Origin of the sequence: Kocuria sp. CNJ-770 (assembly GCF_001942375.1) — a bacterium.
Classification (GTDB): Bacteria; Actinomycetota; Actinomycetes; order Actinomycetales; family Micrococcaceae; genus Kocuria; species Kocuria oceani.
Window position 1 is genome coordinate 1 of sequence record NZ_MKJW01000037.1, and the last position, 2,760, is coordinate 2,760.

Here is a 2,760-nt window from a genome sequence, read left to right on the forward strand (position 1 = left end):
TTTTTGTTGCAGCAGTTTTCGCAGTCCCTCGCAAAGTGCGTCGAGTTCGGCTCTTTCTTGCTCTAGGTCTCGACGTTCGTAAATATTTATATGGATATTGCTATATTCGGCGGACCGTGCTTTGACATCAGTACCGATGTTGACGAGAGGGGTGTTGGGCACCCGGGGAGACGGCAACGTAATTGAAGCGCATCGGGCTATTTCGCGGATTAAATCAATAGTGTAGTGGGTTCTTCCGTCAATTGGATCAATTACGCAGTTCATCCAAGAAAATAATTCAGACTGCGGCATCCAATTAAATCGTAAAACGTCTATAAATAAGCGATGTGGCGCATTTTCACCTCCGCGGACATGTATGACTCCGCCAGTCCCCTCAATGTGTGGCTCAAGCAAGGAGTATGGTCTTCTCCAGTCGATTGAAAAATTACCTTTCATTTTTTTCTCGATTATGCCCGATAGTGACATCGCTAATCTTGACGGACCCCTTTGTTCTCACATTTTTGCCAATGTTGGTTTGGTTGCCCGGATTTTTGACGTTTATTTGTGAGATATCAAGAGAATCATTGGACGTGATATTTTCTCCGATTCCAACACCGCTATTCGAAGAATCCGGTTCTTTTCGGCCAGTCGCCCACCAGGCGAGTACGAAGGTCAGCCCGAATACCACGGCCAGCACGATCCATCGCAGCACATCGGGCAATACTTCCACTTCACGGAGAAGCAGTCCTGCCAGGACTGTGGCCGCTAAAGCCGTTGCCACTTCAAACGTCGTCTTCTTCATGCGTTTCAGGGTAGTCCTCGCCCCATTCGAACTCCATGGAATCTACGAAGAGGTCGCGTCGATAGCTCATGGTCGACCTGCGGGTTGTTCGTTGTAACGGTGCCGGGTCCAGTTTTGGAGGAGAAGCCTGCAGGTGATGATGATGCGTTGGCCAACACGTAAGTGACTGTTCCAGAGAGGGGACAGAGCACCTACGGGGGAAGGGACGGCACTCCGTCGCCGGGCTTTGTGGTCACCAGGACCAGGTGGCAGGTGGTTGCTCGCAGGCGAGGGTGCGGCGCACGCCTTTTTCGACGTGCTTGGTGCCGCACTGCCCGAAGGGCCCATGTATGGCGAAGAGCACCTTGGCGTGGGCGTCGAAGTGACTCACCCACCAGTGGGACATGCTGTTTTCCTCCTTCGCCACCAACCACTGGGCGTGCAGCGCGGTCAACCGGTCCACCGCCTCGGTGTGGGCCCACCAATGGGCGCACCAGTGCATATTGGCCGAACGATCGACTGACTCCATCTGTGAGACCAAGCCCTCGACCCAGGTGACGAACTCCTCTTGCGTAGGGCCTTCCACCGCTTCTGTGTCCTGCGCAACTCTTTCACTCATCGCCGCTGTCCTTCCGTGATCCGCTCCAGCACCGGGCTGATGCGGGCTTTCAGGTCCTTGTCCTCGAACCACCGCACGGTGGCCACGATGGTGCCGCCGCCGGTGGAGGTCTTCACCCAGGCGTGCCCGGCCGGCAGCTCGGAGAGCTTGGAGACCGGCATGATGTCGCGCTGCTGGGTCTGCACCGACCGGGACGCCACGCCCGGGAGGTGGAGGTGCTGCGGACCTTCGCGTCGTAGGTGCCGATGAGCTTGCGCAGCGACTCCAGGAACTCCGCGTCGTCGGAGCCACCGCCGTAGACCTTCACCGCGGCCGCCGACCACAGGGTGTCCCACCCGGTGCGCTGGAGCATGTCCACGCCTTGGCCCTTGGTCTGGAAGTAGGCGGAGACGACGATGCCCATGGAACCGAAGTAGGAGTACCACTCGGGCAGCTGTTTGAGCTTGACCACGTTGCCGACCTCATCGAGGTCGGCCACCAGCGGCACCGGCAACCGTCCCCCGGCACGCCGGGCCGCGTGCTGGGCGGCGGTGACCACCGCGTAGACCAGGGTCGAGACGAACGCCGCCCCGGAGCCAGCGGCGTCCTGAGTGAGCAGGATCAGGGTGTCCTTGCTGGTCACGAACCGGTGCGGGTCGAATACCGGCACCCCCGGGGTGGGGGTGGTCCAGGTCAGCAGCTCGTCATGGACCAGGGCCGAGGACATGCGCTGGGCACTGGCAGCCACCGACCCGCGGGTGTCCTCGGGTTGGCGTCCCATGCCCTGCAACGCCGATGCCGGGCCGGTGTGGCCGGCCTGCTCCAGGTCCTCGGCCGGTTCCAGGAAGTTGGCCGAGGACACCCACCCCAGCACGTCCGAGAGCGTTTTGCCGCTCTTGGCGGCCGCCAACAGGCACCAGGAGAGGTAGTCGCGGCCCTGGGAGTCGAACTGCGGATCACCCTTTCCACTAGCGGCCGCCCCGGCTGAGGCGGTCTCGAAGATCGAGGCGACCTCCCCGGCCGTGCGCGTGTCGGTGACGGTGGCCAGCAGGTTGAAGATCATCGCGGGACGGGCGCTGTCCCGCCAGATGCGTTGCGGGTCGAACAGCCACACCGTGCTCCCCGTAGTGGTGCGGGCGGCCATGACCTCGGCCACCCCGTCCACCTTGTTCGAGGTCATCACGAAGGCGCCGGGCGCCTCGGTGGCGTGGCGGATGACCTGGGAGGTGGTCTTACCGCGACCGGTGCCCCACACGTGCGCGGAGCATTCCCGCCACCCTTGATAGATCGGGGTCTTGCCCACCAGCCCGATCGTCAGCCCCGGACCAATGCCTTGTGCATTGGGGTGGAGCCGGTGGGCCTCCGTGGTGCGGGCGGGGCCCATGGCCGGGTTGATCCGGCC

At 61.6% G+C, this 2,760-nt stretch carries 5 protein-coding genes; all 5 read right to left on the reverse strand.

Annotation, left to right across the window (positions count from 1 at the left end; translation table 11 throughout):
- A partial coding sequence (locus tag BJF77_RS20950; protein WP_222844942.1) for a hypothetical protein occupies positions 1 to 291 on the reverse strand: 291 nt, incomplete at its 3' end.
- A 133-nt stretch (positions 292 to 424) separates the two neighbouring features.
- The gene (locus tag BJF77_RS19845; protein ID WP_139318388.1) at positions 425 to 781 is read right to left on the reverse strand and encodes a hypothetical protein; all 357 of its coding nucleotides are present in this window, start codon (positions 779 to 781) and stop codon (positions 425 to 427) included.
- A gap of 232 nt (positions 782 to 1,013) precedes the next feature.
- A complete protein-coding gene (locus BJF77_RS01935) occupies positions 1,014 to 1,379 on the reverse strand; it encodes a DUF4913 domain-containing protein (RefSeq protein WP_075871121.1) in 366 nt (121 codons plus the stop codon).
- Positions 1,376 to 1,540 (reverse strand): hypothetical protein, encoded by a 165-nt coding sequence (locus BJF77_RS19850; protein WP_158041160.1) that lies wholly within the window; start codon positions 1,538 to 1,540, stop codon positions 1,376 to 1,378. The genes BJF77_RS01935 and BJF77_RS19850 overlap by 4 nt, the downstream gene beginning before the upstream one ends.
- Positions 1,492 to 2,760 (reverse strand): type IV secretory system conjugative DNA transfer family protein (locus BJF77_RS01940; RefSeq protein ID WP_222844943.1); only part of this gene is annotated, 1,269 nt, incomplete at its 5' end. The genes BJF77_RS19850 and BJF77_RS01940, both read right to left, overlap by 49 nt.